This is a genomic window from Actinophytocola sp. (genome assembly GCF_036002505.1).
In the GTDB taxonomy this organism is placed as follows: Bacteria; Actinomycetota; Actinomycetes; order Mycobacteriales; family Pseudonocardiaceae; genus DASYTH01.
This window is the reverse complement of record NZ_DASYTH010000262.1, coordinates 1-24,924: the sequence shown is the minus strand read 5'-3', so window position 1 is coordinate 24,924 and position 24,924 is coordinate 1. Positions and strand designations below refer to the sequence as shown.

Here is a 24,924-nt window from a genome sequence, read left to right as displayed (position 1 = left end):
CGCGTGAGGCGTGAGCAGGTCGAGCCCGCGTTTCTGGACGTGCCAGGGTTGCCCCACGATCCGTGGAGCCGGCGCGCATATCACAGGCTGACAACCGTGCGGTCGACTTCCATCGTCGCTCCAATCAGCCAGACCGAAGCTCCACTCTATCTAGGTCGACTAACTCCGTACTATGCCAATGGTGCGGTTGCCCTGCCGAAACGTGTTCACGCCAACGTCTTCGATACGATCTCAGGTCAAGGCAAACGCTCTCAAGAGCTGCAGCCCGAATTGAGGAAGCTGTGTGTCAACGTCTTCCAGGCACCCAGTGGCCGGGTTCTGTACGCGCTGACGTTTGACACAACGGTATTGAACGAACGCCTGGTGGCTCTGCTGGAGGACTGCTACTACGAGTCCATCAAAGTCACATTGCACGGTGGCCAGGTACGGACGATCGGCGAACTGGTCGATGAGGAAATCCAGAAGGTATTCCCGGTATCCGAGTGGAATACCGAACCGGACCTGCACCAAATCCTCTTCCTTTCGCCAGTTCTCTCCGGCTTGGCCACCGCCGAGGATCAGCGTATCAATATTCGTGAAGACTTCCTCAGGTCACTCGTTTATCGGGTTCATGTTCCCCAGCGTGAAGGTTTCACAGCTGTACAGTTCCCGCCGGAATTAAACCGAGGCCTGACCGCGGTCGCTGCCGTAGGCAGCTTCGTGAGTGTTCTGTGCGGCCATCAGGACTATGTCGAGAACTGCGCGATTCTCAGCGCTGCGGCCATCGTATCGGCGACGACGGAGCTGCGGAGTATCCAGGAGTCGATTCTCGATAGTTTCGCCGTGGTGCGGGACAAGCTGGGCACGTTGAGTAGGCCACAACGTTCACAAATGCTTGGAAGCATCAGCGGACAGCTAGCCAGACACGAGATGAACCTCAGCCAGCATGTCGAGTCTGTCGCGGATATCGGTATTTGGATACCGTCTCTCCGCGTAGAGGACTACCATCGCACATTGGTTTCCTCGGTGCGGCTCATGGACCGATCACAAATCGTCGGAAACAGCATACACCGGCTAACGTCGATCACTTCCGCGCGGACGCAGGTACTGCTTGCGGAGGAGCAACAACTCCAGGACCATCGACGACGGTCCTGGGCATTGGTGGTCGGCCTGCTCACAACGGTGGCGATTCCGGCCAGCTTTATTCTGGCTTTCTTCGGGATCTCCGCGCCGGAAGTCGATCAGAACAGATCGATCTTCGACCTTCACAGGTATGCGGGTGTTTATCTTTTCGCGTTCGGCATGGTAGGTCTATCGGTCCTCGTTGTCGCACTCTTCTGGGTCCTGGGGCATCCGTCTAGACGGCGTAAGCCGTAGTGGCTTCTCCTGGTGTCGAACCCTTCACGACTATCTGAGCGATCAACTCGCCCACAGCCGGACCATGTTTGAACAGGTTCTCGCCATAGACGGCCAGTACAGCACCATTACGCAAAACTTTGAATCCGTCACCAAGCCAGGGGTCGTGCTGCAGTATAGCTGGTCAACAATCCGAGGCTCCACCCGCGGAAGGTTGTCCTGAACATATCGCACGACTATGTCACGTGACGCAGCGACAGCCTTGTCCCGCCCGGCCTCCCAGACGGTCTTGTCCAGATCGACTTATCCACCAACTGCCCACTCGTCCGGCCCACTCAAATGCTGACAGGTGTGCAGAGCACCCTCCGGCTTGTCAATCCAGCACTGGAATCGGCCGGGTTCACGCAACGGAAAAGCAAACCGCACATGAGTAGACGGTCCCCGCCTTGAGAACGGTCCTAGTCATACCAACCAGGAACCTGACGACGGCCTCGACGTCGACCACTCCGCCGGAGTGGTCGACAAGAAGCTCAGCCGGAAGTGCACGTGAAGGCAGACGCAATTCTTCAAACTCAGAGTCGACCAGGCTGAAATGTGCGTCGGCATCGCGCATTGCGGACACCCAGACAGGTAAATCAGGCACCGTAATGACACACTCGCTACTATCGACAAGGGGTTTCCCGACTGCTTCCGCCCAATGGTCGAAAATAACACGAGCACGTTTGAGCAAATTTCACTAATTCGACGCTGGTATGCGTCAGACGGAAGATCCTCGACCGCCCTGCCGAACGTTTCGACATGGGCGAGACCTGCTCGAAGCAGATGACGTCGATGCCCAGGTCGCGGAGGGCGACCGAGGCAGACAGGCCGACGATACCGGCACAACAGCCACATTCATGCTGGACAGCTACCTCGCATTCCACCTCGTCAAGCTGCCGGCTCGATCATCGAGACTTTCCACCCGTAGCTTGATCTCCTCGTCGATAGCAGCACTGTTCCCGTACTGCTGGAGCAGCCAAACGAGCATGAACAGCTCCCGCAACCGCACAAGAGGTGAGTTGTGCAGTATCGACGGATCGGCGAGTCCATATCCGGTTGTGAGGTCGACCCACCGGTCCGCCGCCAGCCCGAATCGCCTCATCTGCACGATCGTCGGCGCGAAGTCGGCGTCCTGCGGTCCATTCGCAAGGTCGTCCAGATCGATGAGGATCTGTCCGTCCACGGAGTCCACCAGATTGCCGGTGTGCGCGTCACCGTGAATAACTCCTGTGGACAGCTGGGGTTCGAATCGGGTAAGCACGTTCTCAAAGTCGTCCGTGCGCCGGGCCAGGTCGTGGACCCATCCGTCCGGCACTTGGATGGCGGTGGCCAGCCGTAAACGACGACGTATGGTCCCCAAAGGATCCCAATTCGGCAGGACAGATGCGAGCTCATCACTATCAGCGTGGAGTTTTTTCAATATCCGGCCGAACCCGCGGAAATCCACCTGACCGTTCGATCGCTCGGCGTAGTATTTCCAAACGGATACCACGCCGTTCTCAAAAACCATCGGCCCGTCGAGGGCCACAGGTTCGCAGACCGGTATGCCGCTGGCACGCAACACGGTGGCCGCCGCGACCGTTCTCGCGATGTCGTGCGGGTTCGCCCCCGTGCGTGCCACCCGGAGGAGAAGGTCCGTACTCATGACTCGATACAGTGCGTTCTCACCAAGTCGGAGCAGTTGCAGTTCGCGAGCTTCCATCCCGAGCGTGACCAAGGCATCACGGGCCGCCACGGCCGCGTCGTCGGCTGTCCAGGCTCGGCTCACGGCGTCCGCCTTCAGCCGAGGGAGCGGAGCAGGGCGGACCACCCGGCCGGGACGATGGTCAGCGCCGGGCCGTTGGGGTTCTTGGAGTCCCGCACTCCGACCTCCTCGGCACCGCGGGCGACCTCAACGCATTCTTGGTTTGGAGCGCTGTACGAACTCTTGCGCCAGGCTTTGTTGTCCCATCGCAGGGTCATGAGGGACACCTTTTCACATGTCGTCGTACTGACGTAGTGCCACCTTCAGGTAGGTAGACGTGGAATTCGGCTCGAGGGCCTTGGTGCGCAAGTGGTTCAGCGCGAGCCTGCAGCGCTGCACGTCATCGGGCTCCTCCAGGTACAGCTCGCCAGCCGGGCAACCGACATACGCCACGTCGGCGTCGGTGGGCTCGGCGAAGCTGAGCATGCTGAACGAGCCGGTCACCCCCGGGTGCGCGCCCTGGCCAGTGCGCAGAATCTGCAGGTTCACGTGTGGCAGCTCGATCAGCCTGAAGAGCCACCTGACCTGCTCGCGCATGACGCCGAGGTCGCCGACGACGTGCATGAGCACTTCCTCGTTCACGATCGCCCAGACCCGAAGCGGGCTGGCTTCGAACAATCGGGCTTGGCGGGCCATGCGCACGGCTACCTGCCGCTCGAACCGCTCGATCGGTTGGTCCGGATAGGCGCCGGCGGCCAGCGCACGCGCATAGGTCTCGGTCTGGAACAGCCCAGGGATCAGCTGGGGCTGATAGGTCTGGACCTCGCAGGCTTCGGTCTCCAGACCGATGTACTCGGAGTACTGGGCGGAGATCACGTCGCGATACTTGCGCCACCAACCGGGCTGGGTGGAGGCGCGGGCGCGGTCAGAGAGGCGCTCGCGCTCGCCGGGGTCGTCGACGCCGTAGATGTCGAGGAGATCGGTGAGGTCGCGGGGCTTCGTGCCGACCAGGGCCGCCTCGATCTTGTAGACCTTGGACGCGGACCAGCTCAGCATGTCGGCCACGTCGGCGTGGCCAAGCCGCTTGGACTCACGTAGTTTTCGCAGTTCACCGGCTAGCCTGCGGCGCTGGACCGTGGGACTCGTCTGCACGCCGCCAGCAGATCCTGAAAGGGACCATGACGTCAATTACACGATCGGTGAACCCTTTGCCACCGGTGACAGACCCGCGGGAGCGCCGGGCGATCGTGACCGAGCTGGTGATCGTCTTCGCGGTCACCCTGGGCATGTCCGGGTTGCGCAGCCTGCTGTCGCTTGTGGACTCGCTGCTCCGGCCGGAACCCCTCAACAAACAAGCGGTGGCGCTCAACGTGCCGCAGGCGACGATCGACTTCATCGACCTGCTCAAGCAGCTGCTCAGCGCCGCCCAGCTCGTCGCGTGGGGGGCACTGGGGCTGTACCTGTTGTGGCGCGCGGGGATCCGGCTCGCGGCCATCGGGCTCGACCGGGATCGGGTGCGCCGCGACCTGCTGACCGGCGCCGGGCTGGCCGCGCTGATCGGCATCCCCGGGCTGGTGCTGTACCTGGTCGCCTACCGGCTCGGCGCCAGCCTCGCCGTCCTACCGTCCACTTTGGACGACACGTGGTGGCGGCCGATCGCGTTGACGCTCTCCGCGGCCGGGAACGCCTGGGCCGAGGAGGTCCTGGTCGTTGGCTACCTGATCACCCGGCTGCGCCAGCTCGGCCTCCGGGAGAACTCATCCCTGCTCACCGCCGCCGTGCTGCGCGGCTCGTACCACTTCTACCAGGGCTTCGGCGGCTTCCTCGGCAACCTGGTCATGGGCCTGATCTTCGGTCGGGTCTGGCAGCGCACCAACCGGTTGTGGCCCCTGGTCATCGCGCACACCCTGCTGGACGTGGTCGCGTTCGTCGGCTACTCGGTGCTCCGCGGCAAGGTCTCCTGGCTTCCCTAGGTCGGAGTGCGATGAAGGGGGCCTTCCTCGCACTGGGCGTGAGAAAGGCCCCCTTCATCGCCCTACGCTGCCGCGAGCAGGCCGATCCCGACCGAGAGCACCCCGACGGCGAGCGTGACCGCGCCGGCGCCGATCAGCCAGATGAACCTGTTGGGCTTGGTGATCTCGCCCTTGCCGACCAGCGCGGAAGCCGCGAAGCCACCCGGGATCAGCAGCGCCGCGAGGGGGACGCCGAGCCGGCCGGTCCAGCCGAAGAACCCGGTGAGGCCCGCGGCGTCGGCGAGAAGCAGGCAGACCAGGCTCAGGATCACCAGGACGCCGGCGTGCGCGTGCATGGCGCGGGCGAAGGCCTTCTGGAAGTCGTTGAAGTTGTAGGTGCCGCCGTGGATGCGCAGCAGGAAGTAGCCGCCGAACTGGATCCCCGGCACCGTCAGGAGCACGAGCCCGCCGATGACCCGGCTGGCGTCGGTGAGCACGAGAGTCGTCATGGCGCGGACGGTACAGCGTTTTATAACAACGTTTCAACCAGTTTGCCGAGGTTTCGGCCACAATGAGGGGCGATGGGCGACCTTGACGAGTACCGGCGCAAGCGCGACCCCGGCCGCACCCCGGAACCGGTGCCGATCGAGGACGCGCTGCCGAAGGGCAACGACAACACGTTCGTTATCCAGGAGCACCACGCCCGGCGGCTGCACTGGGACATCCGGCTGGAGCGCGGCGGCGTGCTGGTCTCCTGGGCGGTGCCCAAGGGCCTGCCGCCCACGCCCGGCGACATCCGGCTCGCCGTGCACACCGAGGACCACCCGATGGAGTACGCCACGTTCGAGGGCACGATCCCGAAGGGCGAGTACGGCGGCGGTCGGATGTTCATCTGGGACCGCGGCACCTACGAGACACTCAAGTGGAGCGACCGCGAGGTCCAGGTCGTGCTCTCCGGCGGGCGGGTGCGCGGGAAGTACACGTTCTTCCGCAGCGGCAAGGAAACCAAGGACTGGATGGTGCGGCGCTCGGATCCGCCGCAGGAGTCGGACTGGACGCCGCTGCCCGAGGAGCTCGAGCCGATGCTGGCCACGCCCGGGGTCCTCCCGCCCGTGGACCAGGACGAGGACTGGGCGTACGAGTTCAAATGGGACGGGGTGCGCGCACTGGCCCGGGTCGAGGGCGGCCGGCTGCGGCTGCACGCGCGCAAGGGCAACGACATCACCGCGCGGTACCCGGAGTTGCGGTTCCTGGGCGAGGAGCTGGGCAGCACCGACGTGTGGCTGGACGGGGAGATCGTCGCGCTCGTCGATGGCCGGCCGAGCTTCTACGCGCTGCAGCACCGGATCCACGCCGAGGGCGAGCGGGCGATCCGGCGGGCGGTGTCGGAAACGCCGATCACGTACCTGATCTTCGACGTGCTGCACCTGGAGGGGCGGTCCACTCTGGAGCTGCCGTACTCCGACCGGCGGGAGCTGCTGGAGCGGCTGGAGCTGGCCGGGCCGAACTGGCACACCTCGCCGAGCTACGTGGGCGAGGGTGCCGCGGTGGCCGAGGCGGCGCGGGAGCAGCGGCTGGAAGGCGTGATCGCGAAACGGCTGGCGTCGCGGTACTTCCCGGGGCGGCGCTCGCCGGACTGGGTCAAGATCGCGGAGACCCGGCCGGTGGAGGTCATCGTCGGTGGCTGGCGGCCGGGCGAGGGGCGGCGCGAGGACACACTCGGCTCGCTGATGATCGGGGTGCCGACGCCCGAGGGGCTGCGGTACGTCGGGCAGGTCGGGACCGGATTCACCGACGACGTGCTCAAGTCACTGATCGCGAAACTCCGGGCGGTAGAGCGGAAGACGCCGCCGTTCGTCAACGAGGTGCCGCGGGACCGGGCCAAGGGCGCGCACTGGGTGGACCCGTCGCTGGTCGGCGAGGTGGAGTTCCTGAACTGGACGGCGGACGGCCGGCTGCGGGCGCCGCGCTGGCGGGGGCTGCGGACGGACAAGGGGCCGGAGGACGTGGAGATCATGGAGCTGCCCGATGGACGGTGACGTGCTGGTCTCCGTCGAGGGACGTCGGCTGAAGCTGTCCAACCTGGACAAGGTGCTGTACCCGTCGGACGGGTTCACCAAGGGCGAGGTGATCAACTATTACTCGCGGATCGCGCCGCTGCTGCTGCCGCACGTGACCGGGCGGCCGCTGACCATGCGGCGCTACCCCAACGGCGTCGACGGGCAGTCCTTCTATGAGAAGAACGCCGCCCGGCACGCGCCGGACTGGGTGCGCACGGTCAGCGTGGAGACGCCGGGCAGCACCACCGGCGCGGAGACCCTGGACTTCGCGGTCGTGGACGACCTGGCGACGCTGGTGTGGGTGGCCAACCTGGCCTCACTGGAGCTGCACATTCCCCAGTGGACAGTGGCGCCACGGGGCGGGAAGCACCCGCCGGACCGGCTCGTGTTCGACCTCGACCCCGGGGCGCCGGCCACCATCGTCGAATGCTGCCGGGTGGCGTTGCTGCTGCGCGACGAGCTGGCGGCGGCCGGGCTCGAACCGGTGGCGAAAAGCAGTGGCTCCAAGGGAATGCAGCTCTACTGCGCGATCACCACCAGCGCCGCGGACGCCCCGTCGGGCTACGCCAAGGCGCTGGCCGAGAAGCTCGCCGCCGCGGAACCGGGGTTGGTCGTCGCGAAGATGGCGAAGAACCTGAGACCCGGCAAGGTGTTCATCGACTGGAGCCAGAACAACCAGTACAAGACCACGGTGGCGCCGTACTCGCTGCGGGCCCGGGAGCGGCCGACCGTGTCCACGCCGATCACCTGGCGCGAGGTGGAGCGCTGCCGCCGGCCCGAGGATCTCGTGTTCACCGCCGACGACGTGCTGGACCGGGTGGACGAGCACGGCGACCTGTTCGAGCCGCTGCTTACCGAGGATCCGCCGAAGCTCCCGGCGCGAACGTGAGTGGGGCCGAGCCGAACGCGACGTTGAACCGGTCGCACCAGATCACCGCGCTGCGCAGGCCGTCCACCTTGGCGTCGGCCGGGATCGGGTAGTTCTGGTTCCCCTCGGTGGCCTTCATCTTGCCGAGCTTGACATAGCGGCCGTCGTCGTAGCTGCCGTCCGGGCCGCCCGCCGGCGCGTCGGAGAGCCACACGTGCACGTCCGGGCCGTCGGAGGTGGTGAAGTTCTCCAAGCGCAGGACCCGGGAGCCGTCGGCGAGCCGGATCAGCTGGACGGTGCCACTGGTCGGGTGCTCCTGCGTGACGAACTGCCCCTGGGCGAGGACTTCGTTCCGTGGTTGGGGACTGGCCGTCGTCGTGGCACCCGGGGTGGCCGGCGCGGGCGCGGCCGGCGCGGCGGCGACCGGGGCCGCCTCGTCGATCCGGCTGTGCGTGAACAGTTTCCACGGCTGGAACAGGTACAGCGCGACGGCCGCACCGACGACCACGACGGACACGACGACCCAGGTGACCGGCCGGCGGAACAGGCGACTCATGCGCCCATGGTGCCCGGTATGCGTACGGATGGGCCTTACCGACTGGTTACGCTCCCTGACGTGGTAGCGGAGGAGATCGCCGCGGAGCCGTGGCCGGCGCCCCGGGTGGACAGCGAGGTCGGGCCGCTGCGTGCGGTGTTGCTGCACCGGCCGGGCGCCGAGCTCAAGCGGCTGACCCCGCGGAACAACGACCAGCTGCTGTTCGACAGCATCCCGTGGGTCGGCCGGGCGCAGGAGGAGCACGACGCGTTCGCCGGCGTGCTGCGCTCCCGCGGCGTCGAGGTGGTCCTGCTGGCCGACGCGCTGGTGACGGCGCTCGCCGACGAGCGCGCCCGCACCGCGGCCGTGGCAGCCGCGGTCGACCGGCGCCGCCTCGGCAACGAGCTCGCCGACTCACTCGAGTCCTATCTGTCCACTGTGGACGACCAGGCGATGGCCGGCGTCCTCATGGCCGGCATGACGTTCGAGGAGCTCCCCGCCGCCGAGGGCGCCTCACTGGTTCGGCGCATGCACCACCCGCACGACTTCGTCGTCCCCCCGCTGCCGAACCTGCTGTTCACCCGCGACTCCTCGGTGTGGATCGGCGACCGCGTCGCCATCGCGTCGCTGGCCATGCCCGCCCGCAGCCGCGAAACCGCGCTCCTCGACCTGATCTACGCCTACCATCCCCGCTTCCGCACCGCGGGCCGCGCCTACGGCGCCCACTCCGCCCCCGTCGAAGGCGGCGACGTGCTGTTGCTGGGCCCCGGCGTCCTCGCCATCGGCGTCGGCGAACGCACCACCCCCGCCGGCGCCGAATCCCTGGCCCGCTCGGCGTTCTCCGACGGCCTCGCGCACACCGTCCTCGCCGTGCCGATCGTCCAGGACCGCGCCACCATGCACCTCGACACCGTCTGCACCATGGTCGACCGCGACGCCGTCGTCATGTACCCCGCCGTCCGCGACACCCTCCAGGCCTATCCCCTGTCCCCCGACGGCCCCGACGGCGTCCGCGTCACCGGCCCGATCCCGTTTCTCCAAGCCGCCGCGTCCGCCATGGGCATCGACCACCTCCGCGTCATCGACACCGGCCTCGACCCGGTCACCGCCGAACGCGAACAATGGGACGACGGCAACAACACCCTCGCCGTCGCCCCCGGCGTCGTCGTCGCCTACGAACGCAACATCGAAACCAACGCCAGACTGGAGGACGCCGGCATCGAGGTCCTCCCCATCCCCGGCTCCGAACTGGGCACCGGCCGCGGCGGCCCCCGCTGCATGTCCTGCCCCATCACCCGCCTCCCCCTGTAGCCGATCACTCACTCAAGGTTGTCAGTCCCCTGACCGATGCTGCTCCGGTGAGTCTGCACGTCTTCGTCGACGAGTCCCACCGGGGCAGCCTGTATCTCCTGGCTGCGGCGGTGCTGCGGCCAAGCGACCTCGATCAGACCCGGGTTCTCATGCGGAGCCTCCGTGTGCCGGGCGAACGGAAGCTGCACTTCAAGTCCGAACGCGACACGGTCAAGAAGGACATTGCCGCAGCAATTGTGTCGGCCCGGGTAAGGACACGGATCTATGTCGGCCACGGTCAAGCAGATGCCGTCCGGGAGGCAGGTCTCCGAGCACTCGTCAGTGATCTTGTTCCCATCGGCCTGCGCCGCCTGGTCCTCGATACGCGCTGGTTGGACGGCAATCATTCTGACCGGCACGTCATCCGGTCGACCCTTCTTGCAACCAACACCCAACTCATCGATTTAGTGCCCTATCAGCACCTGTATTCGCACGAGGAACCGGCATTGTGGATCGCCGATGCGGTCGCATGGTGCTATGAAGCTGGTGGTGAATGGCGCCGACGGATTGAACCGACCGTGGAGAAGGTGATTGACGTCGGTTGCGCCACCCGCACCGGTCGACCGAACAGGTCCTCAGTAGCGCGAAGCCCGGGCTCTCGCCGTCCGACGAGCACTGCCCGGGCTCACTTCCTCGGCCTACTGGCCTCGGCTGCCTTCAATGCTACACGACCGGCCGGTCCTGCCAACCGTTCAAGGTCAGCGCCGCTAGACGTTCACTCGGTCGTGGGAGGACTGCCGGGCGGGCTTGAGCCGGGGAAGTCGACAGGGGGCAGGATACAGCCGGCTTGCTCGGGAATGCCCTTCGCCTCGGCCGAACGGCGGGCCCTGCTGCATGTCCTGCTTGCCACCCCCCTGTAGCCGATCACTCACTCAAGGTTGTCAGTCCCCTGACCGATGCTGCACCGGTGAGTGTTCATGTCTTCGTCGACGAGTCGCGGCGCGGCGGCACCTACCTGCTGGCCGCGGCGGTTGTGCCACCGGGCCGGCTGGACAGGCTGCGCTGCTTGGTCCGCAACCTGCTCCTGCCCGGCGAGCGGCGGATCCACTTCCAGGCCGAAAACGACAGTCGACGGAGAAAGATCCTCGGAGAGTTCGTGACACATGGTGCACGAGCCCAGATCTATCTTGGTTGCGGCCGACCGGACCGTGTGCGAGCCGTATGCCTCGAGCGACTGCTCGACGATGTGATCTCCTGGGACACGCGCCGATTGGTCATCGAGTCGCGGGGCGAGGCCGACGCGACCGACCGGGCGCTGATCCACCGGATGCTGACCCGATACGAATCCGTGCGCGAGCGGATGTCCTACGAGCACCTGCTACCGCACGACGATCCGTGTCTGGCCATCCCCGATGCCGTCGCCTGGGCCTACGGAGCAGGCAGTGACTGGCGGCGCCGAGTCGCGCCGACGGTGACCGAGGTTGTGAATCTCGGCGTTGTGGCAAGACCCGGAAAGCGCGAAGCCCGGGCTCCCGTCGTCCGGCGGGCCTACCCGGGCTCACTTCCTCTACCTAGCGGCGAGGCTGCCATCGATGCTACACGAGCGGCCGGTCCTGCCAACTGTTCACGCACGTCGCGATTGGAGGTTCACTCGGTCGTGGGAGGGGTCCAGTTCGGGTTGATGAGGTGGTAGAGGACCTCGTCGTCGAAGGAGTGGGGGCCGAGGGTGAAGGCGGTGGGGTTGGTGCAGGCGAGGGTGAAGCCGGCCTGCTCGGCGGCGTGGCGGGACGCGGTGTTGCTGGCGGCGGTGGAGATGGTGATCCGGCGTTTGGCGAAGCCGCCTTGGGCGACGGGGCGGAAGGTCCACTCCACGACGGCCTTCAGGGCTTCGGTGAGGACGCCTCGGCCGCGGGCGTCGGGGTGCACGAGGTAGCCGGGTTTGACCTCGGAGTCGTCGAGGCCTTCCAGGTCGAAGATCTGGATCTTGCCGAGGAGCGTGTCGGTGACGCGATCGGCGATGCACCAGTTGATCATCCGGCCGGAGGCGCACTGCTCGCGGATGCGCAGCAGGTGGGCGGCGCCGTCGGGACGGGCGCCGCGGATCCGGCCGCCGAAATGGAGGCTGCGCTCGTCGTGGGCCATCTCGTCCAGCCTGGCCACGTCGGCCTCGACGAACGGGCGCAGGCGCAGGCGCGGGGTCTCCAGGATGGGCGGGTCGAACCACACGTTCTCCGGCGAGCGGGAATCGGACCTGCGCAGGGTGCCGACCCAGACGTCGCGACGCTCCCCGCGCTGCACCTGGTACGCCGCGATGGTGCCGTCGAAGCTGAACCCGCAGGACCACATCACCCGGCGGGACGCCCAGTTGCCCACGTAGGCGTGCCACTCGACGAGCTCGACCCCGCGCTCGGCGAAGGCCCAGTCCACCAGCAGGGTGAGCGCCCGGCGCGCGACACCGCGGCCTCGAGCCCCAGGGTGGACGGAGAAACCGACGCCGGCGACGCCGTCCTCACGCGGCCGCAACGAGAACCCGCCGGAATAGCGGCGAACGCCGTCGGCATGGGGCGCCTCGACGGCGAACTCCAGCGCGGTGCCCTCCGCCCACAGGTGCGGCACCGCCTTGGTGATCCAGGAGATCCCGTCCTCGGCGCCGTACGGAACCGGGATCGTCGTCCAGGCGGCGCTTTCCGGATCGGTGCACATCTCGACACAGCCGTCCAGGTCGTCGAGCGTGTACGCGCGCAGCGTCACGAGACCGTCGGTCAGCGTGGGAACGTCCTCCGGGTAGCCCATGCCTCATCGTCGGCGCGGGCCACCCGGTGACGCAAACCTTTATGGCTCCTGCACTCCCGGCACGCCGTCCTCGACCACGAAGCTCTTGCGCACGGACCGGGTCACCTTCGTCGGGTCCTTCTGCACCACCGAGGACACCTTCATGAAGTCCGCGGTGAGCTGCGCCGCGGAGGCCCGGACCCGGACGTAGCCGCGGTGGTTGCCGACGTAGTACAGGTGCGGGTTGTTCGGCACCTGCGGCGGGTTGTCGGTCGCGCCGGGGTCACCGGTGGAGGTGACCGAGGTGGCCACCAGCTCGGTACCGACGAACGGCGAGCTCTGGTCGACGTAGTTGAGCCGCAGGTTGTTCGCCCAGTGCCGGTGCACGTCTCCGGTCAGCACCACCGGGTTGCGCACCCCGCGGTCCACCCAGCCCTGGGTGATCCGCTGCCGGCTGGCCGGGTAGCCGTCCCAGGCGTCCTCGTTAACGTCGCATGTGGACGATGCGCCGTCGGTGTCGTTGGCCGCGAAGAACACCTGCTGGCCAAGGAAATCCCAGCGGGAGCCGCCGGCGGCGAACCCGTCGAGCAGCCACTGCTCCTGCGCGGCACCGGTCAGCGTGCGGTCGGCCCGGCGCAGCTCGGTGCAGTTGGTGTTGTTGTTGTTCGGCGCCTGCTTCCACCGGTACTGCCGGGTGTCCATCATGTGGAAGCGGGCCAGCGCGCCCCAGCCCACCCTGCGGTAGAGCGGAATCGCCGCGTTGACCGGCTTCATCGCCTTGGGCAGCGGCATGTTCTCCCAGAACGCCTGGAACGACGCCTGCTTGCGGGTGTCCGGGACGTCGGACGAGACGCCCCACCAGTTGTTCTTCAGCTCGTGGTCGTCGAACACCGCGAGCCACGGCGCGGCGGCGTGCGCGGCCTGGATGTTCGGGTCGGTGCGGATCTGCGCGTACTTCTGCCGGTACTCGTCGAGCACGTCGGTCTCGTCGAAGTCGACGTACCAGCGCACCCGGGTGGCCAGGCCCGACGCCTTCTCGTACATGTAGTCGCCGAGGAACAGGATCAGGTCCGGGTCGTCGGCGGCCATGAACCGGTGCGCGTGGTACCAGCCCTCCTCGAAGTGCTGGCAGGAGGCGACGGCGAAGGTCAGCGTGCTGGGCGTGGTGCCGGGCGCGGGTGCGGTGCGGGTGCGGCCGACCGGCGAGATGAACCCGTTGGCGCGGAAGCGGTAGAAGAACTCCGCGCCGGCGGGCAGCCCGCGCGGTTCGGCGTGCACGCTGAAGCCCTCGGCGGGGACCGCGGTCTCGGTGCCGGTCTGCACGATGTTGGTGAACGCCTCGTCGGTGGCCACCTGCCACTCCACCGGGACGGCCGTGCTGCCCATGCCGCCGCCGACGTCGAGCGGGGCCTGCGCGAGCCGGGTCCACAACACCATGCCGTCCGGGCGGGGGTCGCCGGAGGCCACGCCGAGCAGGAACGGGTCGCGTACGGCGGCGATGGACGGGCCGGCGCCGGCCAGGTTCGGCAGCGCGAGGGCGCCCCCGGCGGCCAGGCCGGAGACGAGGAACAGGCGGCGGTTCAGCTTGTTCATGCTCTCTCCTCAGGCGTAGTCGGTGATCGGGGCGCTGCAGGTCTCGAGCATCACCTGCTTGGGACCGCCCTCGCCGAGGCAGACCCGGTAGGTGATCCAGCTGCCCTCGGGCAGTTCGAGGTCGGCCGTGACGTCCGAGCCGTTGCCGTTGGAGTTCCAGATCATGGTCGGGCCGGAGCCGTCCGGCAGCCAGTACAGCGCGACGGCCGAGTGTCCGTCGGCGACCTGGTCGAAGACGTGGAAGACCTCACCGAGCGAGGTGAACGTGGCCCGGCCGGCGCACGCGCTGTCCACGGTGCACCGGGAACTGTCCGCGGCGGCGGACGACGCGCCGGCCACGGTCAGGGTGGCGACGGCGGCGGTGACGAGTAGAACCTTGCGAAGGGTGGGCATCTGGCTCCTCTCCGACACAGGTGGTGGTTACTCATTTTCACCACATCTGTGCCAACGGTGGAAGAGCAACAGGTGACCGGCGGGCGACGGCGGTATGTTGTCCGAATGGTCAGCAAGTTCCAGCAGGCATTGCAGGATCAGGTGCGCAACGAGTTCAGCGCGGCGCAGCAGTACGTCGCGCTCGCCGTGTGGTTCGACGGCCAGGACCTGCCACAGCTCGCCAAGCACTTCTACCGGCAGGCGCTGGAGGAGCGCAACCACGCGATGATGGTCGTGCAGTACCTGCTGGACAACGACATCCAGCCGGCGATCCCCGGCGTCCCCGAGGTGCGCAACGACTTCAGCACCGCCGCCGACCTGATCGAGCTGGCGCTGAACCAGGAGCGCGACGTGACCGAGCAGGTGATCGCCCTGGCCAAAACCGCCCGCGACGAGGACGACTACAAGGGCGAGCAGTTCATGCAGTGGTTTCTCAAGGAGCAGGTGGAGGAGGTCGCGCAGATGTCCACCATGCTCAACGTGGTCAGGCGCGCCGACGGCAACCTGTTCGACGTGGAGAACTTCCTGGCCCGGGAAAGCGTCGGCGACACCGGGGACGACCCCCTCGCCCCCCGTGCCGCCGGCGGTGCGCTGTAGTCAAGCGCTATGAATGCCTCATTCGCTGCGTCCAGCGCACTGAATGAGGCATTCACTGCATGACCAGCACTCAACAGTCGTGCGTTTTGAACTCGAGGCGGATCTCGGCGACGGTCTGGTCCTTCAGGGTGAAGACGTATTGCGCAGTGGCGGTGGCACTGGCGAGCCACTGGCCCGAAGCCTGGGTCGCGGCGGGATAGGCGCGTTTCACGTCCTCTTCGGTGGAGCCGGCGGAGATGCCCTCGGGGGTGACCGCGTCCGGGCGGCCGGTGATGCTGGCGATGCCGTAGCTGGCGGAGATCAGCACCGCGTGCTGGTCGGGCCCGGTCGGCTGGGTGCGGTAGTCGTAGCCCTGACAGCCCTGCGTGGGCGGCTGGTCCGGCACGAGCAGGCCGGTCGCCTCGGCGGTCTCGCTGTTCATGCCCAGGCGCAGGCCGAGGTAGCCGACCGGGCCGATCGCCAGCGCGGGCGGAACCTTCGGGGTCGAGGACGTGGAACCGCCGGAAGCGGGCGGGTTCCGGCGGGTGGTGCCGCGGCCGGGCTTGGGCTCGGCGTTCGGCGCGGACGTGGGGACGACGGTGGCGCCGGAGCCGGTCGAGATGGACGGCGGTGACGGCACCGTGCTGAGGGTGGTCTCGGCGGCGACCTCCGGGCCGGCGGCCGGTCCCGGCTCGGAGCCGACGAGACGGGGAAGCGAGGCGGCGACGGCGAACAGGGCGACGACCGTGGCGGTGCCGACCGCGGCCGTGACAACGGTTCTGCGGCGCCGGAGCCGGCGAGCCCCGGCCACCACGGCGGCTTCGGCGCCGGTGCGGACCGGCAGGTCGAGCCGGTCGTCGGTGAACAGGCGGTGCAGTTCGTCGTCGATGTTCATGCGCTGTCCTCCAACTCGGCCAGGGTGGCCGGAGTTGTGGATTGCCGGGTCGTCTCGGGGGGTTCGGCGAGACGGACCCGCAGGGTGGCCATGGCCTTGCTGGACTGGCTCTTCACGGTGCCCCGGGTGACCCCGAGGGTGCGGGCGATCTCCACCTCGGAGAGCCCCTCGTAGTACCGCAGCACGATCACCGCGCGCTGCCGCGGCGGCAGGTTGCGCAGGGCCAGCCACAGCGGCTCGTCCTCGAACGAGTAGCGCGGGGCGGTGAACCCGGCTTGTGGCACGTCCGCGACCAGGCTCTCCCGCCGGGTCCGGCGCCACCGGCTGACGTGCGCGTTGGCCATCGAGCGCCGGATGTAGGCGAGCGGGTCGCCGGTTTTGGCCACCACCGAGGACCACCGCGAACCCATCTTTTCCAGCACCGTCTGCACCAGGTCACCCGCGTCGTGCGGGTTCCCGGTCAGCGCGTGCCCGTACCGCAGCAGCCCGGGGAGCGACACTCGAACGAACTCGGCGAAGTCCGCGGACTCGCTCATCGCTGCGGCACCCCTAACCCAGCCCTGCCCGGAGCGCGCGCTGCTGCCGAGCGCGGTCACCACAATGGCCACCGCTCGTCTCCTTCCGCCTGGCTGGGTCAGGCCGTCGGTAGGAGCACGCTTATCGGGTCGCGGGTGGTTGCCCTGTTGTTTCCAACTTTCAGCGAATCGTGATTTGTCGTCCGATGAGACCGTCCCGGGCCCGGCGCTCGTCCGCGGTGAGCGGCTCACTGTCCAATGAGGACAGAGCGGATTCGAGCCGGTCACCCAGCTCGGCGACCGGGTCGGCCCATTCTCGGACGTGCGACTCGGGATCGAGGTCCCAGACCGGGACGAGCAGCCCGTGCGCCCGGAACGAGCCGGCGTACCGGGAGCCCTCGCCGAGCGGCAGCTCACCCCGGGCGGACAGCCTGGCCAGGGCGGCCAGCAGGCGCTCCTCCGGCTCCGGCCGCACCCAGCGCAGGTGCGCCTTCTCTCCGGCATTCACCCAGTACGCGCCCGGTCCGATCCGCTCGGTCGGCAGGATCGCGTCGTTGGCCCGCTCCAGAGACAATGCCACCTCGCCGGTCGGCTCGGTGTCCGGCGGCATCCACCAGGAGAAGTCGGTGTGCAGCTCGGGCTCGAGGGCGGCGTCGGTGACCAGGATGTCCTGCAGCCGGTCGGATTCTCCGTCCGGGCCCACCACCGGCAGCGCGTCGCCCGGCTCGGCCGACAGCGCCCAGCGGACCGCCCGGGCCAGGTCGCGGCTGATGTCGCTGGACCGGGTCTGCACCTGCAGCCCGACCATCGCGGAGCCGTCCGCGCGCACCACCGCGGCCGCCGCCATCGGCAGCACGGTGGCCAGCGACACGGCCCGCTCCCCCGGCTGGGACAGCGTCAACACCGCGGTCGCCGACGGCACGAACTCCCGCAGCGCCACCAGCTCGCACTCGGCGGACAGGCCCTCGAACGGGCGCGCCACCGGAACGTCCACCGCGCCACCGGCCGCGCCGTGGCAGGCCTTGTACCGCTTGCCGGAACCGCACGGGCAGGCCTGGCGCGGGTTGATCCCGTCCGGGGAGGTCTTGCGGGCCTTTACGGCCGATCGCTTGGACACCGTTCGCGCTCCTGTTCAACCGGGCGGTCTCACCGGATCGCGACGTTACCGTCCGGGTTGCCGTCGAGCACCGCGCGGGTGGCCGCCGGCGAGTTCGTGGCCAGGAACCGGACCCCGAGCCGCTGGCAGAGCAGGATGTCCGCCGGCTCGTCGACCGTCCAGCAGTACGTGCCGTGGCCGTGCTGGGCGCTGCGGGCCACATAGTCCGGGTCGGCGCGGAGCAGGGCCACGTCCGGGCCGGTGAGGTCGGCGTACGGCGGCAGCGAACCGTCCCGCCGCACAAGCGGGAGGGTTTCCTGCAGCAGCACGGTGGGCAGGCTCGGGGCCTGCTCCCGCATCCTCTTCACGGCCCGGGCGGAGAACGACATCAGCACCACCGGCGAGTCCTCTTTGGACGGTGGCTTGGCCAGCCCGAACCGGCTCAGCAGAGCCACCAGCTTGGCCTCCACCAGCGCGCCGTAGCGCACCGGATGCTTGGTCTCGACGAATAGCGTCGCCCCGGTGTCGATCACCAACTCGAGCAGCGACTCCAGCGTCAGCACCCCGCTCCGGCGCTCCCGCCGCGGCGTCGTCCGGTGCGTGGTCACCAGGTCGTCGGCGTGCTCCGGCGGCTCCACATGCCAGCTCTCGTAGTCCAGCCCGTGCAGGTGCTCCAGCGTCAACGTGCTCACCACGCCGCGCCCCGACGACGTCCGGTCGACCCGCCGGTCATGCACACACACCAGATGCCCGTCCCGGGTCAGCCGGACGTCACACTCCAACCCGTCCGCGCCCTGCTCGAGCGCAAGCGCGTAAGCGGCAAGGGTGTGCTCGGCTCGATGCGTCGAGGCACCCCGGTGCGCGACGACGACCGGCTGCACGGCCCGCATCGTCGCACGCGCCGCTCAGGATTTGCTGGCGTTCGCCCCAGCGAGTTGCGGGGAACCTTATAGACAATCCGTGATAGGCTCTTGCTCATGGAGATGAGCCCAGGAGCGATGATTCGTACAGCTCGTCGCCAGGCCCATCTTTCGCAGACGGACCTCGCGCGACGAGCCCAGGTCGCGCAGTCGGTGATCAGCGCGTACGAGTCCGACCGGCGGGAACCGGCCCTGAGCACTCTGGCCAAGCTGATCGAGGCGACCGGCCACAAGCTGAGCCTCGAGTTGGAACCCGCACCGCGAAATCGTTATGGGCTGCCGGACAGTCCGCTCGGCAAACGGCTGCGCCGGCACCGGCGGGCGGTCCTCGAGACCGCTGCCCGGCGGGGCGCACACAACGTGCGGGTCTTCGGTAGCGCTGCCCGCGGTGACGACAGCAGGGCCAGCGACATCGACCTGCTCGTCGACCTTGACAAGGGTGTCGGTCTGGTAGGTCTCGCCGGCCTGAACCGGGAGTTGGCCGAGCTACTGAAGGTCGACGTCGACGTCGTGCCGGCCGACACCCTCAAGCCGGCCATCCGGGACGAGGTCCTGGCCGAGGCCATCACCCTGTGAAACGCCGCGACCACCAGCGGCTGGCCGACATTCTCGCCGCCACCGACGCGATCACCAGCCACGTCAACCGTGGCGGTCTGGACGACGGCCTGATCTTCGACGCCGTTCGTGTTCGTCTGATCGAAATCGGTGAAGCGGTCAAGGCCATCGATCCGGACCTGCTCGCCCAGGAGCCGGGCATCCCATGGATGGATGTTGCGGGAATGCGCAACCATCTGGCCCACCGATACTTCGACACCGCCCACGGGATCGTCAGAGCCACGATCACCGAGGACCTGCCGCCACTCGTCTCCGCGGTGAGACGCCTACTCGATCACCTTGCCGCCAACTGAGCCGGCGCCGTGGCGCGGCCGTGGCTTACGGTTTGCGGGTGTTCGACCCCAGTGATCCGCGGTTCATCGCCGATCCGTACCCGGTGTTCGCCGAGCTGCGCAAGGAAGCGCCGGTGCACTGGCACGAGGGGTTGGGGCTGGCGGTGGCGGTGTCGCACGGGGCGTGTTCGGAGGCGTTGCGGGCGCGGGGGTTGGGGCGGATCTGGCGGGACCGGACGCCCGTCGACCGGTTCGCGGCGTTCAACCTGCTGCACCGGAACTCGTTGCTGGAGAGCGAACCTCCGCGGCACACCCGGCTCCGGAAGCTGATCTCCGCGGCGTTCGCCCGGGGGCACACGGAGCGGTTGCGGCCGTGGGTGCGGGATTTGGCCGGGCGGCTGGTCGGCTCGCTGGAGCCGGGTGGGGACCTGCTGGCGCACCTCGCCGCGCCGCTGCCGGTCGAGGTGATCGGCGAGCTGCTGGGCGTACCCGACGCGGACCGGCCACGGCTGCAGCCGTGGTCGAACGCGATCGTGAAGATGTACGAGTACGGGCTGGCACCGGAAACTGCCGCCGCGGCTGAGCGGGCGGCCGGCGAGTTCGTGGAGTACCTGCGGGAACTGGCCGCCCGGCGGACCCGTGAGCCGGGGCCCGACCTGATCAGCGATCTGGTCGCGGTGCGCGACGGCTCCGACCGCCTCACCACCGACGAGCTCGTCGGCACCGCCGTGCTGCTGCTGATGGCCGGCCACGAGGCGACGGTCAACGTGATCGGCAACGGCGTCCTCGCGCTGATGCGCCACCGCGACCAGTGGGACCGCCTCGTCGCCGACCCCGCCCTGATCCCGCTCGCCGTCGAGGAGCTCATCCGTTACGACGCCCCGCTGCAGTTGTTCGAACGCACCGCCACCGCCGAGACGGTGATCGCCGGCCACGTCCTCGCACCGGGCGACAGGATCGCCGCCCTGCTCGGTGCCGCCGCCCGCGACCCCGAGGTGTTCGACCACCCCGACACGCTGGACGTCACCCGCTCCCCCAACCCCCACCTCGGCTTCGGCGCCGGCATCCACTACTGCGTCGGCGCGCCCCTCGCCCGGGTGGAGATCGCCGCCGCCCTGGCAGCCCTGATCACCCGGACGCCGGCTCTGCATCTGGCCGGCGAACCCGAGCGCCGCCCGGAGTTCGTGATCCGGGGCCTGCGCACCCTGCCCGTGGCTTTCTGACCTCACCTACCCTCTGGTCCGGGCGGGTGTCCCGGTTTCGGCGAGTCCGGTCAGAGCTTGCGGAAGCGGGCCCTGGTGCAGGACGCCGAGGCGTTGGGTGGCGCGGGTGAGCGCGACGTAGAGGTCGGCCGCGCCGTGCGGGCCACCGGCGAGGATCTGTTCCGGTTCCACGACCAGGACGGCGTCGAACTCCAGGCCCTTGGTCTGCGCGGGCACCACCGCGCCCGGCACGCCCGGTGGGCCGATCACGACGCTGGTGCCTTCACGACCGGCTTCGTCGCGGACGAACTCCTCGATGGCGGCAGGCAGCTCGTCCTCGGTGACCCGCCGGGACCAGGGCTGGACACCGGACGCGCGGACCGAGTCCGGTGGTTGGACCGCGGGCGCGAACACGGCGAGCAGCGCGGCGGCGACGGCCATGATCTCCGCGGGGGTGCGGTAGTTCACCGACAGCGACCGGTAGACCCAGCGGCCGGCCGCGTACGGCTCGAGCATCGTGTCCCACGACGTCGCCCCAGCCACCGACCGGCGCTGCGCGAGATCGCCGACGACCGTGAAGGATCGGCCCGGGCAGCGCCGCATCAGCACCCGCCAGTCCATTTCGGACAGTTCCTGGGCCTCGTCGACCACGATGTGCCGGTAGGTCCAGTCCCGGTCCGCGGCGGCGCGTTCGACGAGCTCACGGGTGTCGCGCTCGTCGAAGCGCTCCGCCAGGCCCTCGGCGTGGAGCAGGTCGTCGGCACGCACCAGGACATCCTCGTCCATTTCCTCGAAATCCAACCTCAGGATGTCCATCACGCCGGCGGCATACTCGGCCTCGGCCTTCCGCTCCCGCTCGGCCGCCTGCTCGGCGGCCCGGTCAGCCGCCTTGTCGCGACCCAGGAGATCGACCAGCTCGTCGAGCAGCGGCACGTCCGACACCGTCCAGCCGTCGCCGTCGGTACGCAGCAGCGCCTCGTCGGCGCCCGCCGCGCGCAGCCGCTCCGCCGACGTGTACAGCGGTGCCAGCAATGTCTCCGGCGTCAGGACCGGCCAGAGCTCGTCGAGCGCGGCAGTGAACTTCTCGTCCTCCGCCAAGTCCTTGACCAGGTCCGCCCGCAGCTGCTCCCACGCCTCGCGGTCGGATCGGGTCAGCCAGCCCCGGCCGATCCGGGTCATGGCCCGTTCGGTGAGCACGTACGTGACGATCTCGGTGAACACCTCGCGGGCCTCGTTGTGCGGCAGCCCGCTCGCGCGCGCCTCCTCCCTGGCCCACTCCGCGGTCTCGGCGTCGATCCGCACCGTGACGTCCCCCAAATGTTGTGGGGGACGGTGGGCGGGTAGGGCTAGTTCGATCGGCAGCGGGTGCTCCGGCAGCCGCTGCCGGTCGGCGACCGCCGCCGCGAGCACGTCGAGGATCTTCAGCGAGCCCTTGAGGCGCGCGGCCTCCGGCGTGTCCTCGGCGGTGACGTGCAGACCGGGCACGAGGTCGCCGGTGGTCATGAACACCACGTCGGACTCGCCCAGCGACGGCAGCACGCGGCCGATGTGGTTCAGGAACGCCGGGTTGGGCCCGACCACGAGCACACCATGGCGTTCCATCCGCTCCCGCTGCGTGTAGAGCAGGTACGCGACGCGGTGCAGCGCCACCACGGTCTTCCCGGTGCCCGGGCCACCCTCGATCACCAGCACCCCCGGGTGATCTAGCCGGATGATCTCGTCCTGCTCGGCCTGGATCGTCGCCACGATGTCGCGCATGCCCTCACCGCGCGGCGCGTTGACCGCCGCGAGCAGGGCCGCGTCCCCGCGCTCCGCACCGTCGGGGCGGCCGAGCACCTCGTCGGTGAAATCGACCACGTGCCGCCCGCGGGTGTGGAACTGGCGGCGCCGGCGCATGTTCTCCGGGTTCGCGCCCGTGGCGACGTAGAACGCGCGCGACGCCGGCGCCCGCCAGTCGAGCAACACCGGTTCGTGCTCGTTCTCCTCGTCGAAAAGGCCGATCCGGCCGACATAGGAATGCTCGCCCGAAATCGTGTCCAACCGACCGAAACACAAACCGTTGTCCGCCACGGCAAGCCGTTTCGCCTCTTTGGCCAGCGCGCGCACCTCGACATCCCGTTCCATGGGTGTCCCACCGGTTCCGCGCAACGCCGCGTCGTACGCACCCTTCACCCGGGCGCGCTCGGCGTCGAGCCGCGCGTAGAGCCCGGCGATGTAGTTCCGCTCGGACCGAAGCTCGTCTTCGTAGCGGTTCACGCGGACACTTCTTCCCGGCTGACCGCCTCGAGCAGCAACTTCGCGGCCACCGTCGCCCCGTCGGTGCGGATCGCGCCGGCCACGGCGGCCGCCCGGGCGCGGATCCCGGGGGTCAGGGCCGTTTCGAGTGCGGCCGACAGGGACTCGGTGGTCGGCGTCGGACCGTCGTGTGCCACGCCGATGCCCAGGTCGGCCACCCGGCCGGCGAAGTACGGCTGGTCCCCGATCTGGGGGACCACCACCTGCGGCGCGCCGGCGCGGGTGGCCGTGGTCGTCGTGCCCGCGCCGCCGTGGTGCATGACGGCGGCCACCCGGCCGAACAGTGCCTGCTGGTTGACCTCGCCGACGGCGAAGCAGTCGTCCCGGTCGTCGATCAGGGCCAGGTCGGCCCAGCCGCGCCCGACCAGTGCGCGGCGGCCCTGCGCGCGGATCGCCTCGATGGCCATCCGGGCGAGGTCCGCCGGGGCGCGCATGCTGCCGAAGCTCACGTACACCGGTGGTGTGCCGGCCTCCAGGAACGCCCCCAACCCGGCCGGGAGCGGGCGTTCGTCCGGCAGGATCCATGCACCGGTCTGCACCGCGTCGAGCTCCGAGGTCTCCTGCCAGGGGGCCAGGGTCGGGTCCGCCGCCAGCCACGGGTCGGCGAAGACGTAGTCGCGGACGTTGTCCACCGGCGGCAGGCCGACCCGTGCCCGGTGGGTGTTGAGCGGCTCGCCGAACAGCGCGTTGTAGTTCTGGATGGCCAGATCGTTCAGCTCTCGTTCGTCGGTCAGCTCCGGTGGAATCGGCCGGCCCGGCAGCGGGTGCGGCCGGTTGTGCGGCGACGGCAGGAAGATCGGGCAGTAGCTCACGTGTACCGAGCGGATGCCCAGCTTCTCGGCCACCGACCGCGCACCGGCCGCCGCCGGCACCAAGCCGCTCGCCACCACCGCATCACATCCCTCGGCGGCCGGGGCGAGCGTGTCGAACTGTGCGGCGATCAACTCGGCCGCGCGCCGGGGCACGTCCGCCGCCGACGGCGGCGTCGCCCCGTGCACCAGGTCGCGCACCGGCTCGCCGACCGGCACCAGCGGCACACCGACCTCGGCCAGCCGCTCCGCGCAGTCCGGCGGCGCGCACATCCGCACCTCCGCGCCGAGTTCCCGCAACCGCACCGCGAGCGCCACCAGCGGCTCGACGCCCCCACGCGAGTCATACGTCGACAACAACACACGCACTGCGCAACTCCCCTTTTTCCACAGGTCCTGGCCTTGGGTTGGTGATTCTGCGGCACGACCCGGGTCGTGCCGCAAGCCCCCGGGTGCGCTATACGTTGAAAGTGGAAAGGAGTTGGGGACTCCTTTTCCGGCATCGCGGCGAACCGGGGATCGCTAGCGGGTGATGACCTCCCAGGCCGGCAGTGGCTCGTCGTGTTTGGTGGCGAGTCCGGGGACGAAGCGGAAGGTGGCTTCGGGCAGGTCGTCGGTGGACGGTTGGACGATGGTGCGGTAGTAAGGGTCGCTGAGCAGGACCTGGCTGCCGGTGGCGGCGGTCATGACCCGGGCGGCCCAGTTGATGGCATGGGAGATGACCTCGGTGCCGCCGCCGCGCATGAGGATCCAGGTGGCGGGGCCGGCGTTGACGCCGAACCGGAGCTCCGGGAAGTGCGGGCGCATCCGCAGGGCGACCTGGAGCGGGGCGAGGCGGTTCTGCGGATGGCGGAAACAGATGAACACGCCGTCGCCGCGCGACAGGACGGCCACGTTCGCCGGGTCCTGGCGGATGATCAGGTCCTCGTCGCGCAGGGCGTCGAGCAACCCGCGGAAGATCAGGAACTGCTGATGGTCGGTCCGGCTGCTGAAGTCGACGGTGTCGGTGCCGAGGATGTAGACCTGATCGGTGAGGTCGCGCTCGATGACCGGGAGCGGGTGGCTCCTGCCAGCCGGCCGGCCCGGCACGAAGATGCGCGCCGGCCGGGGTGACGAAGGTCCGCCGGTGTCCCCGGCGAGGCGCAGCAGGCCGGTCATGGCCGGGTACC

General features: G+C 68.8%; 26 protein-coding genes. 11 read left to right on the top strand and 15 right to left on the bottom strand.

Features of this window, described 5'->3' with window-relative positions; all coding sequences use genetic code 11:
* Nucleotides 1-3 precede the first annotated feature (3 nt).
* Nucleotides 4-1,356 carry a hypothetical protein gene (locus tag VGR06_RS23130; RefSeq protein ID WP_327561199.1) on the top strand — a complete coding sequence of 451 codons (1,353 nt, stop codon included), beginning with the start codon at nt 4-6 and terminating at the stop codon, nt 1,354-1,356.
* An 886-nt stretch (nt 1,357-2,242) separates the two neighbouring features.
* Here the strand turns inward: VGR06_RS23130 and VGR06_RS23125 are convergent.
* From VGR06_RS23125 to VGR06_RS23115, 3 genes are read right to left on the bottom strand one after another with little or no spacing between them, the layout of a single operon-like run.
* Nucleotides 2,243-3,142, bottom strand: a complete 900-nt coding sequence (locus VGR06_RS23125) for a phosphotransferase enzyme family protein (RefSeq protein WP_327561198.1) — start codon at nt 3,140-3,142, stop codon at nt 2,243-2,245.
* 11 nt (nt 3,143-3,153) lie between these two features.
* The gene (locus VGR06_RS23120) at nt 3,154-3,336 is read right to left on the bottom strand and encodes a DUF397 domain-containing protein (protein WP_327561197.1); all 183 of its coding nucleotides are present in this window, start codon (nt 3,334-3,336) and stop codon (nt 3,154-3,156) included.
* 13 nt (nt 3,337-3,349) lie between these two features.
* Nucleotides 3,350-4,210, bottom strand: a complete 861-nt coding sequence (locus VGR06_RS23115; protein WP_327561196.1) for a helix-turn-helix transcriptional regulator — start codon at nt 4,208-4,210, stop codon at nt 3,350-3,352.
* A 26-nt stretch (nt 4,211-4,236) separates the two neighbouring features.
* On the opposite strand from VGR06_RS23115, the gene VGR06_RS23110 reads away from it, so the two are divergent.
* A complete protein-coding gene (locus tag VGR06_RS23110; protein WP_327561195.1) occupies nt 4,237-5,031 on the top strand; it encodes a CPBP family intramembrane glutamic endopeptidase in 795 nt (264 codons plus the stop codon).
* 62 nt (nt 5,032-5,093) lie between these two features.
* Here the strand turns inward: VGR06_RS23110 and VGR06_RS23105 are convergent, their stop codons facing one another.
* The gene (locus tag VGR06_RS23105; RefSeq protein WP_327561194.1) at nt 5,094-5,519 is read right to left on the bottom strand and encodes a hypothetical protein; all 426 of its coding nucleotides are present in this window, start codon (nt 5,517-5,519) and stop codon (nt 5,094-5,096) included.
* 72 nt (nt 5,520-5,591) lie between these two features.
* Between VGR06_RS23105 and ligD (VGR06_RS23100) the strand changes: the two genes are divergently transcribed.
* Both ligD (VGR06_RS23100) and ligD (VGR06_RS23095) read left to right on the top strand, forming a co-directional pair.
* The gene (gene ligD / locus VGR06_RS23100) at nt 5,592-7,049 is read left to right on the top strand and encodes a non-homologous end-joining DNA ligase (protein ID WP_327561193.1); all 1,458 of its coding nucleotides are present in this window, start codon (nt 5,592-5,594) and stop codon (nt 7,047-7,049) included.
* Nucleotides 7,039-7,959, top strand: a complete 921-nt coding sequence (gene ligD / locus VGR06_RS23095; protein ID WP_327561192.1) for a non-homologous end-joining DNA ligase — start codon at nt 7,039-7,041, stop codon at nt 7,957-7,959. The genes ligD (VGR06_RS23100) and ligD (VGR06_RS23095) overlap by 11 nt, the downstream gene beginning before the upstream one ends.
* On the opposite strand, the gene VGR06_RS23090 is transcribed toward ligD (VGR06_RS23095), so the two are convergent.
* On the bottom strand, nt 7,922-8,494 hold the full coding sequence (locus tag VGR06_RS23090; RefSeq protein WP_327561191.1) for a DM13 domain-containing protein: 573 nt from the start codon (nt 8,492-8,494) through the stop codon (nt 7,922-7,924). The genes ligD (VGR06_RS23095) and VGR06_RS23090 overlap by 38 nt on opposite strands.
* Nucleotides 8,495-8,599: 105 nt before the next feature.
* On the opposite strand from VGR06_RS23090, the gene VGR06_RS23085 reads away from it, so the two are divergent.
* From VGR06_RS23085 to VGR06_RS23075, 3 genes are read left to right on the top strand one after another with little or no spacing between them, the layout of a single operon-like run.
* Nucleotides 8,600-9,784, top strand: a complete 1,185-nt coding sequence (locus VGR06_RS23085; protein ID WP_327561213.1) for an arginine deiminase — start codon at nt 8,600-8,602, stop codon at nt 9,782-9,784.
* Nucleotides 9,785-9,831: 47 nt separating this feature from the next.
* Nucleotides 9,832-10,683 (top strand): hypothetical protein, encoded by an 852-nt coding sequence (locus tag VGR06_RS23080; protein ID WP_327561190.1) that lies wholly within the window; start codon nt 9,832-9,834, stop codon nt 10,681-10,683.
* A gap of 47 nt (nt 10,684-10,730) precedes the next feature.
* Nucleotides 10,731-11,456, top strand: a complete 726-nt coding sequence (locus VGR06_RS23075) for a hypothetical protein (RefSeq protein WP_327561189.1) — start codon at nt 10,731-10,733, stop codon at nt 11,454-11,456.
* Here the strand turns inward: VGR06_RS23075 and VGR06_RS23070 are convergent.
* Genes VGR06_RS23070 through VGR06_RS23060 form a run of 3 tightly spaced genes read right to left on the bottom strand, consistent with a single transcriptional unit; the run spans nt 11,411 to nt 14,521 of the window.
* Complete coding sequence (locus tag VGR06_RS23070) at nt 11,411-12,556, bottom strand: GNAT family N-acetyltransferase (RefSeq protein WP_327561188.1); 1,146 nt, start codon at nt 12,554-12,556, stop codon at nt 11,411-11,413. The two genes, VGR06_RS23075 and VGR06_RS23070, sit on opposite strands and share 46 nt — an antisense overlap.
* A 39-nt stretch (nt 12,557-12,595) precedes the next feature.
* Nucleotides 12,596-14,128, bottom strand: a complete 1,533-nt coding sequence (locus VGR06_RS23065) for an alkaline phosphatase D family protein (protein ID WP_327561187.1) — start codon at nt 14,126-14,128, stop codon at nt 12,596-12,598.
* A 9-nt stretch (nt 14,129-14,137) separates the two neighbouring features.
* A complete protein-coding gene (locus tag VGR06_RS23060; protein WP_327561186.1) occupies nt 14,138-14,521 on the bottom strand; it encodes a hypothetical protein in 384 nt (127 codons plus the stop codon).
* Between the two features lie 105 nt (nt 14,522-14,626).
* Here VGR06_RS23060 and VGR06_RS23055 point away from each other — a divergent pair, with 105 nt between their 5' ends.
* A complete protein-coding gene (locus tag VGR06_RS23055) occupies nt 14,627-15,157 on the top strand; it encodes a ferritin (RefSeq protein ID WP_327561185.1) in 531 nt (176 codons plus the stop codon).
* A 70-nt stretch (nt 15,158-15,227) separates the two neighbouring features.
* On the opposite strand, the gene VGR06_RS23050 is transcribed toward VGR06_RS23055, so the two are convergent.
* The 4 genes from VGR06_RS23050 to VGR06_RS23035 form a co-directional block, all read right to left on the bottom strand.
* Complete coding sequence (locus VGR06_RS23050) at nt 15,228-16,031, bottom strand: hypothetical protein (RefSeq protein ID WP_327561184.1); 804 nt, start codon at nt 16,029-16,031, stop codon at nt 15,228-15,230.
* Nucleotides 16,028-16,567, bottom strand: a complete 540-nt coding sequence (locus VGR06_RS23045; RefSeq protein WP_327561212.1) for a SigE family RNA polymerase sigma factor — start codon at nt 16,565-16,567, stop codon at nt 16,028-16,030. The genes VGR06_RS23050 and VGR06_RS23045 overlap by 4 nt, the downstream gene beginning before the upstream one ends.
* Nucleotides 16,568-16,727: 160 nt before the next feature.
* Nucleotides 16,728-17,663, bottom strand: coding sequence for a DUF5926 family protein (locus tag VGR06_RS23040; RefSeq protein WP_327561183.1), 936 nt, complete (start codon nt 17,661-17,663; stop codon nt 16,728-16,730).
* 29 nt (nt 17,664-17,692) lie between these two features.
* Nucleotides 17,693-18,532 (bottom strand): glycerophosphodiester phosphodiesterase family protein, encoded by an 840-nt coding sequence (locus VGR06_RS23035; protein ID WP_414637315.1) that lies wholly within the window; start codon nt 18,530-18,532, stop codon nt 17,693-17,695.
* Between the two features lie 87 nt (nt 18,533-18,619).
* Here VGR06_RS23035 and VGR06_RS23030 point away from each other — a divergent pair, with 87 nt between their 5' ends.
* The 3 genes from VGR06_RS23030 to VGR06_RS23020 are packed head-to-tail and all read left to right on the top strand — an operon-like array spanning nt 18,620 to nt 20,672.
* The gene (locus VGR06_RS23030; protein WP_327561181.1) at nt 18,620-19,138 is read left to right on the top strand and encodes a helix-turn-helix domain-containing protein; all 519 of its coding nucleotides are present in this window, start codon (nt 18,620-18,622) and stop codon (nt 19,136-19,138) included.
* Complete coding sequence (locus tag VGR06_RS23025) at nt 19,135-19,470, top strand: DUF86 domain-containing protein (protein WP_327561180.1); 336 nt, start codon at nt 19,135-19,137, stop codon at nt 19,468-19,470. Before VGR06_RS23030 ends, VGR06_RS23025 begins: the two co-directional genes overlap by 4 nt.
* Before the next feature lie 38 nt (nt 19,471-19,508).
* Complete coding sequence (locus tag VGR06_RS23020; RefSeq protein ID WP_327561179.1) at nt 19,509-20,672, top strand: cytochrome P450; 1,164 nt, start codon at nt 19,509-19,511, stop codon at nt 20,670-20,672.
* Between the two features lie 6 nt (nt 20,673-20,678).
* Here VGR06_RS23020 and helR read toward each other — a convergent pair whose 3' ends face one another.
* The 3 genes from helR to VGR06_RS23005 form a co-directional block, all read right to left on the bottom strand.
* Nucleotides 20,679-22,907, bottom strand: coding sequence for an RNA polymerase recycling motor ATPase HelR (gene helR, locus VGR06_RS23015; protein ID WP_327561178.1), 2,229 nt, complete (start codon nt 22,905-22,907; stop codon nt 20,679-20,681).
* Entirely contained in the window at nt 22,904-24,124 is a 1,221-nt protein-coding gene (locus tag VGR06_RS23010; protein ID WP_327561177.1) for a glycosyltransferase, read from the bottom strand. The genes helR and VGR06_RS23010 overlap by 4 nt, the downstream gene beginning before the upstream one ends.
* Nucleotides 24,125-24,277: 153 nt before the next feature.
* Nucleotides 24,278-24,924, bottom strand: a 647-nt coding sequence (locus tag VGR06_RS23005) for a hypothetical protein (protein ID WP_327561176.1), incomplete at its 5' end; no start/stop codon positions are given.